A 15,808-nucleotide genomic window follows, 5' to 3' on the forward strand; every position below is an offset into this window, starting at 1 on the left:
GGATCGCCAATAGTGCTTTGAACTCGGTGATCCAGCAGCAAGAATAGAATCGCAGGGCAGTCATGAATAACAAACAATTCAATAAAAGTAAGCTTGCCGTTCAGTTGTCGCTAGCAATAGCGATGAATGCGGGTATGGTCAGCATAGCTCAAGCAGAAGAGCAACAAACAGCCGAAAAAGTCGAAGTGATCGAAGTGAAAGGGATCCGCGGAAGTTTGATCCGTTCTATGGATTTAAAGCGCTCCGCATCGGGGGTTATGGATGCCATTTCGGCAGAGGAAATGGGGAAATTTCCAGATACCAACTTAGCCGAGTCTTTACAGCGGATCACCGGTGTTTCGGTCAGCCGCGCCAACGGTGAAGGCAGCCAAATTACCGTACGTGGTTTTGGGCCTGATTTTAACTTGGTGACATTAAATGGTCGTCAAATGCCGGGCACAGGTAATACTCGTTCGTATAACTTGGAAAACCTAGCCGCAGAAGGCGTGAGTGCGCTTGAGGTATATAAAACCGGACGTGCTGATGTACCAAGTGGCGGTTTAGGGGCTTTGGTCAACATTGTCACGGGTAAGCCACTACAACGCCCAGGGCAACACTTTAGCGCAACAGCAAAGGCGATTGTTGATACCTCTAACGAAGCGGGAGATGATGTTACACCTGAGGTTTCCGCGGTTTATAGTAATACCTTTGCCGATGAAACCTTTGGTTTTGGATTTTCCTTCTCCCATCAGCAACGTGATTTTCAAAAGCAGCAAGCCAATATTCAAGGCTGGCAGGCCAATGTTGATCTACCTGATTTAGACCCATCTAAAATCATTGATGGCCGTGCTGAAGATGCCGAGGGTAATAAAGTCGGAAATTACTTTTTTCCAAAAGACATGAACTACGGCATCGAAGATCTAGAGCGAGAAAGAACGAACGGTCAAGTTACCTTTCAATATGCACCAACTAACGGTTTTGTTGCCACCTTAGATTATACGGCAAGCCTTGCCGTAACTGGCTCTAATACGGTGGGGTGGGGTATTTGGAATGAGTTTGGCGGTAATATTAACGCCTATGAGTTAGATGCAAATGGCACCGCGGTTTATGCCGATATTGGTGGTAATGATGCGTCGTTTACTGCTAATAGGAATACGACGGAAGTCGAGGCGCGTTCACTTGGCTTAAATCTGGACTGGCAAATTAACGATAATTGGCATGTAGAGCTTGATTATCACGACTCGAAAAACGAAACCGATAATGGCGCAGATAAAGGCTTGGGTAGTGATGGTCAAATCATCTTAGGCTCAGATCAGTTACTCACTAAGATTTATGACTATCGGCAGGGCGAAGTGCCACATGCAAATGTGCTTTGGAAAAATGGCACGAATGAACTCATGGCAAGTGAAATTGATTCTAACTTTAGCCAATTTATCCATTCTCCCGGAGAGGCGACAGTCGAGCAGTTACAACTTGATGCCACTTGGTTTAACGACAGTTTTGATATTGGCCTAGTCAGTGTGCAGTTTGGTGCAGCTCGCACTGAACAGTCAACTGGGGGATATGAAGCGTGGAGTGGTTTGCGAGGAGGACCGGGTTTTAACCCTTCGTTTAAAGAAATTTTCCCAGATAGCATGTTTACGCGCCATGAAACTGGCGATTTGCTAGACCAATTCGCTGGTGGTGGCAGTGACCTACAGCCGGGGTATTACTATACCTATGACTTTGATGAAGCTATTGCAAGGCAGCTTGCGTATCTTACAGAAGATGTGATCGGTGCTGACTACTACTCGGCGGATGCCTATTTTGATGGCATAGATAGCCAAAGTCGAGTTGATGAAACCACTGACAGCATCTACTTGCAATCCAAATGGGAGTTTGAATTTTCTGACTACTTTGTGCAGATCAACGCAGGCCTACGCTATGAACAAACGGATGTGACAAGTGTGGTGCGTCAGCGTGTGGAAACGCAAGTGAATTGGGACAGTCCATCTGAGTGGATTATGCAATACGCTGCAGGCGGTGATGACAATTTCTTAACGCAGGAAGGGGATTACGACATTCTATTACCGATGATCGATGTGCGTTTTGATATCACCGAAGATTTAATTGCACGAGCGTCTTGGGGCAAAACAATGTCGCGTGCGCCGCTTAGTAATCTTGCGGGTGGCAGAAGTTTGTCAGGCAGCCCAAAACCAGGAGCGAGAACTGGCTCTCGAGGCAATACAAATCTATTACCGTTTGAGTCGACAAACCTAGATTTTTCACTTGAATATTATTACAACGAAGGAAGTTACGCGTCACTTGGCTACTTCAAAAAAGAGGTCGATAACTTTATTCAAACCACAATCACGCAAACCACCATTGAAGGTCTTTACGATATTTACAATGGTCCAAGGTATAAACAAGCGATTGCAGACATTGAAGCCCGTGGAGAGCAGGCAACCAGTGATGCCATTTTTGCGCAAATGATCGCCAATGGTCACGGTAATGCCGATGGCAAAATTGAACCAAGCAGTGACGATCCATTGATGGTATGGAACATCAGTCAGCCACAAAATACCGATAGCAAATCGGTTGATGGTTTTGAAGTGGCGGTACAGCACCTATTTGGTGAAACGGGTTTTGGCCTTGGTGTTAACGCAACTTTTGTTGATGGCGATGTTGAGTTTGATAGTGAAAGCCTAGTGCAGCAAGCACCGCTGACGGGGTTGAGTGACTCGGCTAACTTCCAAGCATTTTACGAAAAAGACGGGTTATCTGTGAAGTTAACCTACGCATGGCGTGACGCTTATCTTATCGGGGTAGGTCAAGCGCAAGGCTCGGCAGATGCACCACCGCAATATGCCAAGTCTTACGGTCAATGGGACGTTAGTGTGAATTACGATATTGATGAGCAGTTTACGGTGTTCTTTGAAGGTATAAACTTAAACAATGAAACCGAGCAAGGATATGGTCGTTATGAAGAGCAATTCTTATTTGCTCGTCAATACGGTCCAAGATACTCGGTTGGTGTGAGGTATACTTTTGAGTGATCTTTTTCGCATCAGTTCACTAGGGCCTGTTGACCTTTGCTGTTTGATTTTTGTTCTCCTGAGTGTGTTTTGATCGCGACGCTCGACTTGCCGCCTAGTAATCTAAGCAAAAGTTGAGCAACAATGAACAAAGCGCACTCAGGGGAACCCAAAGGGCAGCGCTTGATTGGCATTTCTACTGTGTTATCGCCTAACTTACATAGAATAACTATGCTACGCAGGCTCTGCCTTGTATAAATACCAATCAAACTGCTGCAAAAACAAACTTGAAAGATCAACAGGCCCTAATACCAATTTCACTTAATTAAGCAAATTGGCATAAAAATGCAGACCGATGAGTCTGCATTTTTTTGGCCCTAAACTACTTACTTCAGTAGGGGCGACTTTATGTCGCGCTCATTCAAGCGCATATTGCATAGGGAAATGATAAGGCTGAGTTCGAAGATGAATATCATTGATAAACTCAGTACGTAGCTCCCACCTATCGCATATTACTTTGTAAATTCATGATTTAGTGTGATGATGCAGTGAGTGTGAATCGGACATGTTTGCGGGGTTGATGTTTTGGACAATTATTTTCTGTTTGTAGGTGTCGCTTTGGCGACAATTCTATTACCAGGGCCTGCGGTGATGCTGACTATCAATAACTCAATTCAAAGAGGCTTTGCCAAGTCTTTAGCTGGTATTTGTGGTGTCGCGCTCGGGATTTTGATTGTCGCCGCGGTATCGGCATCAAGTTTAGGTGTGATCTTAGCCAGTTCCGTGTTGGCATTTACGGTCGTTAAATTTATTGGCGCTGCATATCTTTTCTATTTAGGCTACAAAATGTGGCGAACTAAAGGTGAGAGTAAATTAGGCAAGTCTATTGCTGCAAGTACGATGAAAAAGTGCTTTTTAGAAGGCTTTTTTGTTTCGATCACCAATCCTAAGGCTGTTATTTTCTTTATGTCTATCTTTCCGCAATTTATCAATGTGGAAAATGCCTTTATGCCGCAATTTATGTTGCTGGTTTTTACCTTTAGCCTGCTGGTGTTTATGGTGCATATTTCTTATGCGGTGTTTTCTGGCCTTGCTAAGACTAAATTGTCGTCACCGAAGAGCATGACGATGATGAACAAAGTGAGCGGTGGCGTGTTTTTTGGGTTTGGCGCCGGTTTAGTTGCCGCCGGTAAGTAGTTTGAGTGGCTTAAAAATGTAAGCATACTCCCTTTTCCCGCGAGTAGTTAAAGGGAGCAAAGCTTGAATTCGGCATCGCTTAGCTCCGCACTGCAGCAGGCTTACTCGCCTTAGTGCGACTGGTTGGGCTACTTAGATTTGAATAAGCGCTTGAAGCACTCATTAAGCCAAAACAACCCAAAGTTGTTAATATGCCAATGACGACGTAAATAATAAAATCGATTACCATGATGTTGCTCATATCTAGTTCCTCTCCGTTGGTACAATGTGCATTAAATTCTGTGGGTTTCTATGTGTGATTCGACGACACGGAAACTCTGTGGGACCTCAAACTGAGGCATTAAGTTAAAAACAATCGCTGGGTACTTAAACTTTCTGTTTCTCGATGCGCTTGTAGGGCTTAAACAAGTGATATAAAGCGGCTCGCCATCCAAATTAAAATGAAAATTATTGCTGCAATCTGACGATTGAGAATGCGGCCCTCTCGGAGTGCTCTGCGAAACTAGGTTTTGCAATTCCTGCAGTTTACGCCAAACAGACTTATTAAAGTCGCTGTCATCTAAGTGTTGGCTCTGCTCAAAAACCGCCACAAACGCGGCACTTTTCATGTTGTCAAAATCTACCTTTTCGACAAAAGAATAGAGGCTCGTTATCAAACTAAAGTTGTTGTGTCTTGAGGTGAGATCGCCAAAACCTAAAACCTCAACATGGTTAAATGCTAATTCGGCTCTATTACCACCACAAATGCATGGAAATTGCTGCTTGTTCACGAAATCAATAAAACTATCTTGCAGCTCGGGTTGTGGTGTCATGTTTTATGCTCCTAATGTTGTTATTTGCGCTAGTTGGTTTTGGTGGTTTCCAATGCTGAATGGCGAAATGCATCTACATTGTTTATCTATCACTATGTAAGCAAGGCTCGAACCACAAATTTAAATGTTTAACTTATTGAATTTAATTGATTTTTAATCTTCGTGTTTTAATGGGGTAAATTTTTCACGTTTTATTCAGGTAAGAAGTACACGGTTGTAAAAATTGGTAACGGTGGGTTTTTCGCTCCGGGCAAGGTTTACCCAGATTGGTTGTTATTGTCCGAGTAAAGGTAAGTTTTTGAGGTTTTTATAGTCCATTGCAATGGCGATACAGCGGTAGAGTAGCGCGGCTGGCATGTCTTCTTCCAGTTTAAGGACTATCGCTCGGTTTCCTTCAAACTGTAACTCGTCGGAAAATAGTACTCTAAATGTATCAACTAGCTTCGTTTGACAGTGAAAATAAAGGTGATAGTTAGTAGGTGTTTTGGCTTTCCAAGCCATACGGAAAGGACTACCCGATTTAACATTAAAGCTTAACTCTCCCCACTTTATTGCCTCAATCACTGCGCCAAAGTTTTGCTCACTGGCAACCTGCATAACGAGGCTTCGCAGTGCCCTGATTTTTGCTTGTGCAGCAGGTGGATAGGTACTAATCACTTGTTCGGCTATGTTTGACACTCTGGCTCTTCCTTGGTGTTAGCTCATTTAGCTCATAAAGTAGAGTATTAAATTGAGCTGGTGAGGGCAAGTGTGCTCTTGGTGTGACTTTTTAAATCGCTTGTTTGTGCCCTGTAAAAAGAATAAACGAGCGCATCAGACAATTGGCTTACCTTAGATCTCTTAAATTCTAGTCCACATTAAAGTTGCTTCATTAGACACTAAAAAACGATGTGAACACAGCCTCGTGCCCACATCGTGTTAAGGGGACTAATTGCAGCTTAGTGTTGGTGATGCTTCTGAAGAGATCTGTATCTCAGACAGCGTTACCTCTAGTATTCCAGCGGTTGAAAGCTCGAAAGGGACAACGGTTTTAGTGAAGTCCATGCCTTGGGTTGTAAAGCAATTGAGGTCAATGCTTAGTGATTGCCATTTGGCTAAAGGCATAGCTTGAAGTTGCTTAGCAATATCGACTTTTGCGGTGCATGAGCCGTTTGCGTCCGCTTCGCCTTCACAGCTCATCGCTACCCAAACCGGTTTATCTGGCGCTGCATCAACTTGTACTTTAAAGGTAAGAGCGCTGTCGGTTGGAATACTTGGGCTTATGTCTTCTCTAAAGTAGCTTTCACTAGCGAGTCTAAAGCCGCTGCGTCGACTACCGTCAAAAAGTAGCTGAATGGCATCTTCTTGTACTTCTCTGTCCGTTGTGCGGTAGCTAATACCACCAAGCGTATGGGTGTTGGCATTTATCAGTTGATTTTCGGCACTGCTGTATAAATGGCCTTGCCAAGGTTTATTGATTGATCTTACCAGCAAGTCTACACCGCTGGCGAGATTTGCCTGAGTTTGTATTTGCTCTGGTAAATTATCTGCTAGTACACTTTGGTCTGAATAACGTAAGCCAAAACCATAAGGTAAAAGCGGGTCGTAATTTTCATCTTGGTAATTTACGATTTGTGTCGGCGTTTTTGGCCAAGAGTAACTAAGCTTGCCAGTAAAATCATACTTAACTTGGCCATTTTTGTCGGCCAATAATACATCGCTTATCCCAATTCCCTCAGATCCCGGTAACCATGCCGCCACAAATGCATCGGATGCGTTGAGTTCGGGGTTTACCCACATTGGGCGACCACTGATAAACACCGCCACTGTAGGAATTCCAGCTTGTTTAAAGCGTTTGAGTAATGCGAGATCAGATTTATCAGACGGCTTGTATTCAAGTGTTGCTCTATCACCGTGGCCTTCTGCATAGGGATCTTCGCCAAATACCACAATGGCAACGTCAGGCTTATCTTCGAAATCACCGCGAGTATTTAATGTGACGGTGCCACCAGCCGCTTCTGCTTGCTGCTTTATACCATCATAAATAGAAGTAGCGCCCGGGAAGTCGGCATTGGTGTTGTTGGTACCTTGCCAGGTAATGCTCCATCCGCCCGATTGTTTGCCGATATTGTCGGCACCATCGCCTGCTAACAAAATATGTTGGTTCGGTTTAAGTGGTAATAGTTGATCTTTGTTTTTGAGTAAAACCAGTGACTCACGTACGGCTTGGCGCGCGACTTTACGGTGCGACTCTGCGCCAATGATTTCTGAGTTGCCAGCCAATGGACGATTTGCAGGACTTGGTTTTTCAAAAAGTCCCGCACGGAGTTTAACTCTTAAAATACGACTTACTGCATCATCAATGCGAGACTGCGCGATAGCGCCGCTTTTTGCTTGCGCTAGCGTATTGTTGTACAAGGCTTTCCAGTCGTTCGGGGCCATGACAATATCAATGCCGGCATTAATGGCCTCTGCACAGCTGTCGTTCGTACAGCCTTTTATTTGGCCGTGACCATTCCAATCGCTCACCACAAAACCATCAAAATTCATTCGCTCTTTGAGCACTTGGGTAAGCAAATAATGGCTGCCATGCACTTTTTCGCCATGCCAACTGTTAAACGATGCCATCACCGATTGTGCTCCGGCTTCAAGTCCGCCTACGTAGCCTTGAGCGTGAAGTGCAATTAATGCTTTTTCAGAGGCGATGTTGTCGCCTTGGTCGTCACCATCAACTGTGCCACCATCGCCGACAAAATGCTTTACCGTGCTGATCACGCGGTTCTTACCAAGAAAGTCCGCCTTAGGATCGCCCTGTAAGCCTTTAACAATAGCGCTGGAATACGCTTTTACGATGTCGGGATGCTCCGAGTATCCTTCATAGGTGCGTCCCCAGCGATCATCACGTACCACCGCGACCGTCGGGGCAAAGATCCAATCAATCCCGGTGGCTAACACTTCTTTTGCGGTAATGTGGGCGATTTTCTCGATGAGATCTGGGTTATTTGCCGCGCCAAGGCCAATGTTATGTGGAAATAGCGTAGCGCCAATGACGTTATTGTGGCCATGAACCGCATCCGTTCCCCACATGGTAGGAATAGTGCTGCCATCTAGGCTATCGTCAATCGATGCTTGGTAAAGCGCTTCGGCAAGTTTGACCCAATCAGCAGGCGTTGCATGTTTGTTGTTGTAAGGAAATGCGCCACCACCATTGAGATATGAGCCGAATCCGTATTCTCGCATTTCTGCGACGGTAATATTTCGAATCTCAGGCTGGATCATCTGCGCAATTTTTTGCTCCAGAGTCATCTTAGCGAGTATCGACCGAACTCTTTCTTCTAGATTGTTATCGGTTTGGATAGCAGGCGTCAGCGCTGGCCAATTTTTCACTTGGCGAGCTGCATCAACACTGGTTTTATTTGGGCTTTCGCTACATCCGGTTAAGGTTGCGACAGCCATTGCAAGACTTAGCATGGTTATTTTCGTTTTCATGTCTTAATTACTCTTGAAACGCTGGGGAGTTGCGCCTGTTAATCCAAAGTAGGCGATGTAGATATAGCATAAAGCTGGCAGTAAGAATGATAGCTGCAGATTGATTCCGTCTGCTAGCATCCCTTGAAATAGCGGGATAACTGCACCGCCAACAATAGCAAGACAGAGAATACCAGAGCCTTGTGCCGTTTGTTTTCCAAGCCCATTCAACGATAAGCTAAAGATAGTCGGGAACATCACGGAGTTACAAAGCCCGACCGCCAAAATGCTCCAAAGGGCGAGCTGACCGCTGCTAAATACTGCGATAAGTACTAATGCAAATGCACAGGCTGCATTAAAAGCAAGCACGGTTCGACCCGATATTTTCTGCATGACTAACGCGCCAATAAAGCGTCCGACCATGGCTCCACCCCAATAATATGCGATGAGCTTTGCGGCTTGGGCTTCGGTCATGTTGCCAATGTCCGGTTGATGTAAGAAGCTAACGAGTGTTGAGCCAATCGCCACTTCCGCCCCAACATAAACGAAAATACCGATTGCACCAAGCACCAAATGTTTATGCTGCCATGCTTTGATTTCACCTGTGGTGACTTCCTCAGTAGTACTACTTAGCTGGGGAAGTTTGATAAAGGCAAAGATCAAAGCCAATGACGCCAGCATGGCTGCCAACATTAAGTAAGGCAGTTGGGTTGCGCTGGCATTGCCCACCTCAACTGTGCTTCCCTCACTGAAGATGAGCATGGCGCCAAAAAATGGGGCGACAGTCGTACCAAGAGAGTTAAAGGCTTGGGTCATGGTGAGTCGTGCAGGGGCAGTTTCGGGAGAGCCAAGTACACTAACAAACGGGTTAGCAGCAACTTGTAGCACTGTGATCCCTGCCGCTAGTACAAATAGCGCGAATAAAAACACGCCGTAGATACCACTTTCAGCCGCAGGGTAAAAAAGCACACAACCAACGCCTGCGGTAAGTAATCCAGTTACAATGCCTTTTTGATAGCCGATTTTTCCAACCAATTTGCCAGCTGGCACCGAAACAACAAAATAGGCACTAAAAAAGCAAAATTGGATCAGCATCGCTTGAGTGTAATTAAGCTCAAACGCGCCTTTGAGGTACGGAATTAAAATATCATTCAAGCAAGTAATGAAACCCCACATAAAAAATAGTGAGGTGAGGGCCCCCAAAGCAAATCGGTACTGACCAGTATGGCCCGTGGCGATTGCTGCTGAAACCTGTGGTTGAGACGGTACGCTCACGACAAACTCCTAGTTGATTTTTTTTGGTAAAGCGCTTACATTTATAAAAATGAAAGCGCTTACATTTTTAATGATGATTGCAGAAAGCGAACACGAATTCAAATAAAAAATGTTTTTGCCTTGCACTGTGACTAACACAACACGCTCGTACCTTGGCGTGAACACATAACTTGGAACGATTAACCATGAATAAAATTATCCTGCCAGCACACTCGGCCATGTTGAAGGCAGACTATATTTTCGGCGTTGCGACTTCGTCATTTCAAATCGAAGGTGAGCGGCGTGGGCGTTGTGAGTCAATTTGGGATAGGTTTTGTGAACATGATGGCGCGATAAAGGATAGTAGTAACGGTGATATTGCCTGTGAGCATATATCTAGGTGGCAGCAAGATGTTGAACTCATAACCAGTTTGGGGGTTGACGCTTATCGCCTTTCTATTTCTTGGCCAAGAGTAATGAATGATGATGGCACGGTTAACGATGCTGGACTTTCATTTTACCAACAATTGGTCGATGCGTTGGTTGCTAAAGGCTTAAAAGTGTTTGTCACGCTATATCACTGGGACTTACCACAAGCGCTTGAGGATAAGGGCGGGTGGCTGAATCGAGAAACGGCTGTGGCGTTTGCACGGTATACCGAGGTGGTATGTAAAGCGCTTGGCGATAAAGTGTATGCGTACACCACGTTAAATGAACCATTTTGTAGTGCACATTTGGGGTATGAATTAGGTATTCATGCACCGGGCTTGCGCTCCCAAGCGGCGGGACGACAAGCAGCTCATCACCTGCTTCTTGCCCATGGTTTAGCGATGCAAGTGTTAAGTGCGCATTGCCCAAATAGCCTCCATGGAGTCGTGTTGAATTTTGCCAATGCGGATCCTGTGTCTACAGCGCATTGTGACGTGGAAGCGGCAAAAATCGCGGATGATTACTGTAATCACTGGTATATCAAGCCAATTCTTGAAGGGCAGTACCCAGATTTACTTGCCCAGCTCCCCAAAGACGTACAACCAGATATGCTAGCTGGAGATTTAGAGATTATTGCTGCCCCCATTGATTATCTTGGCGTGAACTATTACACCCGAAATATTTATCAATCTGATGGTAATGGATGGTATGAACAAGTTGAGCCTAGTGCCGAAACGCTCACTACAATGGGCTGGGAAGTCGTGCCAGACTCATTTTGTGCATTGCTTCGGGAGTTACATGCTGAGTACCAGTTGCCACCACTTTATATCACAGAAAATGGTGCTGCCTTTGACGACAAAATGGAAAATGGCGAAGTATTAGACGTGCAAAGGCTGGCTTACTTCCAATCTCACCTGCTCGCGGTTAATCAAGCAATGGAGCAGGGCGTTGATATTCGTGGCTACTTTGCATGGAGTTTAATGGATAATTTCGAATGGGCAGAGGGGTATACGCAACGCTTTGGTATTGTGCACGTTGATTATCATACTCAGCAAAGAACTTTAAAGGCGAGTGCAAAAGCCTACCAAACGATGCTGTTTGAGCGTAAATCAAGTGTCTAAAACTATGCGCATTTTTAGCCAAAATTGGTATAGTGCGCAGATACAACTGATGGAATAAAAGTAATAGATATGGCAACGATTTACGAAGTCTCAAAAGCTGCAGGGGTATCATTAGCCACGGTGTCACGGGTGATGAATGGCAATGCAAAGGTGAGTGACAAAACCAAAGAGAAGGTGCTCGCGGCAATGTCAGAGTTAGGTTATAAACCTAACGCCATCGCGCAATCTTTGGCTTCTAACCGCAGTAACAGTGTGGGGCTTATGGTATCTGAGCTACACGGCTCTTTCTTTGGTGACATGATGAGCACCATAGAGAGTACGCTAAGAACTGCGGGTAAACATGCCATTATTGCTGCGGGCCACAGTGATGAAGAAAAGGAACAACAAGCCATCGAATTTTTATTGGATAGGCGCTGCGATGCCTTAATTGTGCATGCAGAAGCAGTCAGTGATGAATATCTCATTGAGCTTGCGGGACGAGATGTAGAACTGGTGCTAGTGAACCGCCACATTCCAGAGTTGGCAGAGCGCTGCTTTTATACTGACAACGAACTGGGTGGATACTTAGCGACTGAGGCGCTATTGCAGCGCGGACATCGAGATATAGCGTATATCAGTGGACCGTTATTTAAGCTTGACGCCAAAGCGCGTCTGGCTGGTCATCAAAAAGCCTTAGCTGAATACAATGTGTCATTTGATCCTAAGCTCTCATTTGAAGGCGGTTATCATGAAACCGATGGCATCGCGGGATTTAATCATTTAATGCAAACAGGGCAGCGCTTTAGTGCCTTGGTTTGCGCAAACGATGAGATGGCATCAGGTGCGATGACTGCGGCCAGAGAAGCTGGACTTGATGTCCCATCAGCGCTTTCCGTTGTAGGCTTTGACGATGTGTTATTTACCAAATATCTTTATCCAAAACTCACCACCATAGATAACCCCATTCGTAAAATGGGCAATGCGGCGGCGCGTTGGGTACTTAAGTATGTGTATAAAGAGAAGCACCAACCCGATGTAGAAAATCTCTACCCACCAACTTTAATCTTGCGCGATTCTATCGCCGTAAAAGCAGAGTAATAAGCGATGACCAGCTTGTCGATATCCAATGCATTAAAGTACACCTTAATTGTATCGTTAGGCGGGTTTATTTTTGGCTTTGATGCGTCGGTGATTTCGGGTGCAATTGGCTTTATCAGTGAGGCCTTTAAGCTCACCCCATGGCAGCAAGGGACAGTCGTGAGTGCACCTACCTTAGGAGGGTTGGTCGCAACACTTATTGCAGGACCGGTGGCAGACGCTATTGGCCGTAAGCAAACATTGCTGATGACCGCGTGTTTGTATTTTGTCTCCGCGATTGGCTCGGCTTTCGCAACTTCGTTTGAAGCATTGGTGATTGCGCGTTTCATTGGTGGAATGGCATTTTGTTCTTTGATGGTGGCGCCCATGTATATTGCTGAGATCAGCTTAGCGGATCAGCGCGGGCGTTTAGTATCGGTTAATCAGCTCAATATAGTCGTTGGCCTATTTATCTCCTATTTCACTAACTATTTCTTACTTCAGCTCAGTCATAGCGAAGCAATGTGGGTGTCTGGTTGGCAAATAGATACTCAAACATGGCGTTGGATGCTTGGTGTTGAGGCGCTGCCAGCACTGGCGTGGATTTTGTTGTTACTGTTATTGCCACGAAGCCCTCGGTGGTTATTGATGAAAGATCAGCAGCTAGAGGCTAAACGCACATTAACGCGATTATTTGGTAGCAACAATGCACAACAGCAACTTGATGCTATTCAAGCGGCGTTACCTAAACTGCAACTGAGTAGTTTGTCGCTTGCGCGCAAAATGGGCAGTTTGTTTAGTAAGCGACTTCGTGTCCCTCTGATGGTAGGGGTTGTGCTTGCCATCGCGCAGCAAGTCACCGGGATTAATGTGGTGTTTTTTTATGCCCCGACCATTTTTGAGCAAAGCGGTATTGGTACTGATGCTGCATTTATGCAAGCGATTTGGATTGGTCTGATCAATGTGGTTTTTACCATCGTTGCGCTATTGACCATAGATAAACTCGGACGGCGGCCATTGTTACTCATCGGGTTAACGGGCATTTGCTTTAGTATGGCGTTGTGTAGCTGGGGTTTTAAACAAGCAACTTATCAGCTAAATACAGCACATATTGCTGAAATTAAGACAGAAGTAGCCGATTTTCCTGCGCATGCATTAGCACCAATATTAGGCCAGACTTTCACCTCCGACGTTGCATTTAATGACGCGATAAAACAGCGTTTAACTGCAGATGAGTACCGGCAATACAAGTCAGTGATTTTCGCACACTGTATTAATATGCCAGCAAAACTGGTTCTGCTTGGGATTTCCCTTTTTGTCGCGTCGTTCGCGATGTCGCTGGGGCCAGTCATGTGGGTAATGTTTTCGGAGATATTTCCAAATGCAATTCGAGCCGTTGCGATTTCCGTTGTCGGTGTGATTAATAATGCCGCCAGTTTTACTGTACAACTAGTGTTTCCGTGGGAGCTTGAATATTTAGGGGCAAGCACCACCTTTTTATTGTACAGTCTGTTTTCATTGCTTTCGTTTGCGCTGGTATTTTTGTTTGTGGAAGAAACCAAAGGTAAGAGCTTGGAGCAGCTAAGCGAAAGTTTGGAAGCAAGAGCAGGTTAGCAAAACCCGCGATAAAATATTTTTTCATGTAATTTTTTTGTAAACGATTTTTCATGTTTGGGATTTATTATCTTTCTTGGACTAGTCCAGGAATTCACATTTAAAGGAAAGATAATGAAATTACCCGTGCTTAGCAGTGCATTACTTGCACTTTCATTTACCGCAAGTGCAGATGCACTTGAAAACAAAGTATTGCTTATTGGTATCGATGGCCTGCAATACGAAAAAATTGGTGCCAATAATACACCGAACTTTGATCGCCTATATCTAACTCAAGCTTACACTGGCGGGATCGCAAAAACACAAACACAGCAAAAAACCAAAAGTGGCCCAGGTTGGGCGACAATTTTAACTGGGGTTTGGGTGAATAAGCATCAAGTGCCGAGCAACGACTCAGGCCTAGCAAACAAAGCCTATCCCAGTCTTTATCGTTACATCGCAGAACATGATGCTAACGCCGATATCTCAAGTTTTAGTACTTGGGGACCTATTCATACGCAATTCTTCAGTGACGATGTTGCCTTGATGGACAGAAGATCGGAGGGAGGCAGCGACGACGATAATTTAAATAAAGCGCTGGCTACCTTAAACAGCGGCTCACCAGATTTTGTCTTTTTACATTTAGATGAACCGGACGCTGTGGGCCACAGCTTATGCTTTGGTTCTGCCTACAATAAATCGGTAGAAGATGCGGACAAGCGACTGGGTAAACTGCTCGACGCGGTTGAAGCAAGAGAGCAAAGCGGTGAGAACTGGTTGGTGATGGTCACCACTGATCATGGCCGTACACCGGTTGTTGGCTGTCATCACGGTGAGCAAACCGAGCCGGAAAAAACCATCTTTATGGCCACTAACAAAGTGTTGAATAAAGAATTTAGCTCAAAAGATGTTAATCCTGCTAATACCGACTTTTCTGGTTTATATGGCTATCCAGCACAAACAGCGATTGTACCGACGATTTTATCTTACATGGGCATTGAAACAAATGTGCAAGCGGGTTTTGAAAGCACGCCGATGTACGGTGACTTAGGGGTTCGTAAACTCAATTATGGTAATAAACTATTTACGTGGCTAAATGGTGCGAATGTACAAACGCGTGTTTATCGAAATGATCAACTGATTGAAACTTTGCCTGCGGGTGTTGCCCAGTGGCAAGACCCGCAGCCCGTATCTGGCATCAATAACTATAGCTTTGAGCAACAGGGTGTGCATGTTGGTTATCGAGTTACCGAGCTGAAACTCAGTGCGGCGCATCAGTGGCACAATACTAAAAGCTACTTTTTCTCTGAAGATGCACGCTACTGGCGTTACGATACTGTGTTAGATAAAACGGATGATGGCTATCCGGTATCGGTGACTAATGGCAACTGGCCGGGACTTGGGGATTATGCAGAACAAATTCGTGCAAGTTTTTATAAAGACAGTGGTACGGTGTACTACTTCCTATCGGATGGTCAATACCTAAGCTATGACGTACAGAGCGATAAGGTACGAGCAGGTTACCCTAAAACAATTGATAACAATACTTGGCCGGGACTTGCTGCCTACGCAAATAAAATAACCGCAACCCTTCGTTGGACGTCCGATAAGGTGTATTTCTTCCTAGATGATGGTCAATACTTACGCTATGACTTGGGAGATGACCGAGTGGACAGTGGGTATCCCAAAGCTGTCAACGATAATACTTGGCCGGGACTTGGTGCCTATGCGACAAAGATAAGTGCAGCATTAAAGTGGAACGACACGCGTGCCTATTTCTTCTTAGCTGACGGTCGCTATCTAAGATATAGCATTACTTTTGACAAAGTCGATGCGGGTTATCCTAAAGCCATTGATAACGGTACTTGGCCCGGGTTGCAGTAAACACTGCAAAAGTAACGGATCT

General features: G+C 45.1%; 11 protein-coding genes. 6 read left to right on the forward strand and 5 right to left on the reverse strand.

The window, feature by feature from the left end; genetic code table 11:
- Positions 1-62: 62 nt before the first annotated feature.
- Positions 63-3,014, forward strand: a complete 2,952-nt coding sequence (locus tag ABMY45_RS16360) for a TonB-dependent receptor (protein ID WP_227387816.1) — start codon at positions 63-65, stop codon at positions 3,012-3,014.
- A gap of 597 nt (positions 3,015-3,611) precedes the next feature.
- Positions 3,612-4,190, forward strand: coding sequence for a LysE family translocator (locus ABMY45_RS16365; RefSeq protein ID WP_249122666.1), 579 nt, complete (start codon positions 3,612-3,614; stop codon positions 4,188-4,190).
- Between the two features lie 79 nt (positions 4,191-4,269).
- Here ABMY45_RS16365 and ABMY45_RS16370 read toward each other — a convergent pair whose 3' ends face one another.
- The 5 genes from ABMY45_RS16370 to ABMY45_RS16390 all read right to left on the reverse strand — a co-directional run bounded on the left by ABMY45_RS16370 (position 4,270) and on the right by ABMY45_RS16390 (position 9,724).
- Positions 4,270-4,431, reverse strand: a complete 162-nt coding sequence (locus ABMY45_RS16370) for a hypothetical protein (protein ID WP_162836402.1) — start codon at positions 4,429-4,431, stop codon at positions 4,270-4,272.
- Between the two features lie 31 nt (positions 4,432-4,462).
- Positions 4,463-5,002, reverse strand: a complete 540-nt coding sequence (locus tag ABMY45_RS16375) for a YqcI/YcgG family protein (RefSeq protein WP_206471129.1) — start codon at positions 5,000-5,002, stop codon at positions 4,463-4,465.
- Positions 5,003-5,275: 273 nt separating this feature from the next.
- Positions 5,276-5,680, reverse strand: a complete 405-nt coding sequence (locus tag ABMY45_RS16380) for a DUF1801 domain-containing protein (protein WP_130165296.1) — start codon at positions 5,678-5,680, stop codon at positions 5,276-5,278.
- A 249-nt stretch (positions 5,681-5,929) separates the two neighbouring features.
- Complete coding sequence (locus ABMY45_RS16385) at positions 5,930-8,470, reverse strand: exo 1,3/1,4-beta-D-glucan glucohydrolase (protein WP_206471128.1); 2,541 nt, start codon at positions 8,468-8,470, stop codon at positions 5,930-5,932.
- A 3-nt stretch (positions 8,471-8,473) separates the two neighbouring features.
- A complete protein-coding gene (locus ABMY45_RS16390) occupies positions 8,474-9,724 on the reverse strand; it encodes a sugar MFS transporter (RefSeq protein WP_349289174.1) in 1,251 nt (416 codons plus the stop codon).
- A 185-nt stretch (positions 9,725-9,909) separates the two neighbouring features.
- Here ABMY45_RS16390 and ABMY45_RS16395 point away from each other — a divergent pair, with 185 nt between their 5' ends.
- The 4 genes from ABMY45_RS16395 to ABMY45_RS16410 all read left to right on the forward strand — a co-directional run bounded on the left by ABMY45_RS16395 (position 9,910) and on the right by ABMY45_RS16410 (position 15,786).
- Complete coding sequence (locus ABMY45_RS16395; protein ID WP_349289175.1) at positions 9,910-11,253, forward strand: GH1 family beta-glucosidase; 1,344 nt, start codon at positions 9,910-9,912, stop codon at positions 11,251-11,253.
- A 69-nt stretch (positions 11,254-11,322) separates the two neighbouring features.
- Positions 11,323-12,330 carry a LacI family DNA-binding transcriptional regulator gene (locus ABMY45_RS16400; protein WP_010607488.1) on the forward strand — a complete coding sequence of 336 codons (1,008 nt, stop codon included), beginning with the start codon at positions 11,323-11,325 and terminating at the stop codon, positions 12,328-12,330.
- 6 nt (positions 12,331-12,336) lie between these two features.
- Complete coding sequence (locus tag ABMY45_RS16405) at positions 12,337-13,923, forward strand: sugar porter family MFS transporter (protein ID WP_349289176.1); 1,587 nt, start codon at positions 12,337-12,339, stop codon at positions 13,921-13,923.
- Between the two features lie 114 nt (positions 13,924-14,037).
- Entirely contained in the window at positions 14,038-15,786 is a 1,749-nt protein-coding gene (locus tag ABMY45_RS16410; RefSeq protein WP_206471125.1) for a hemopexin repeat-containing protein, read from the forward strand.
- The last annotated feature ends 22 nt before the right edge of the window (positions 15,787-15,808 follow it).

The sequence above is a fragment of the Pseudoalteromonas sp. XMcav11-Q genome, from assembly GCF_040104525.1.
In the GTDB taxonomy this organism is placed as follows: domain Bacteria; phylum Pseudomonadota; class Gammaproteobacteria; order Enterobacterales; family Alteromonadaceae; genus Pseudoalteromonas.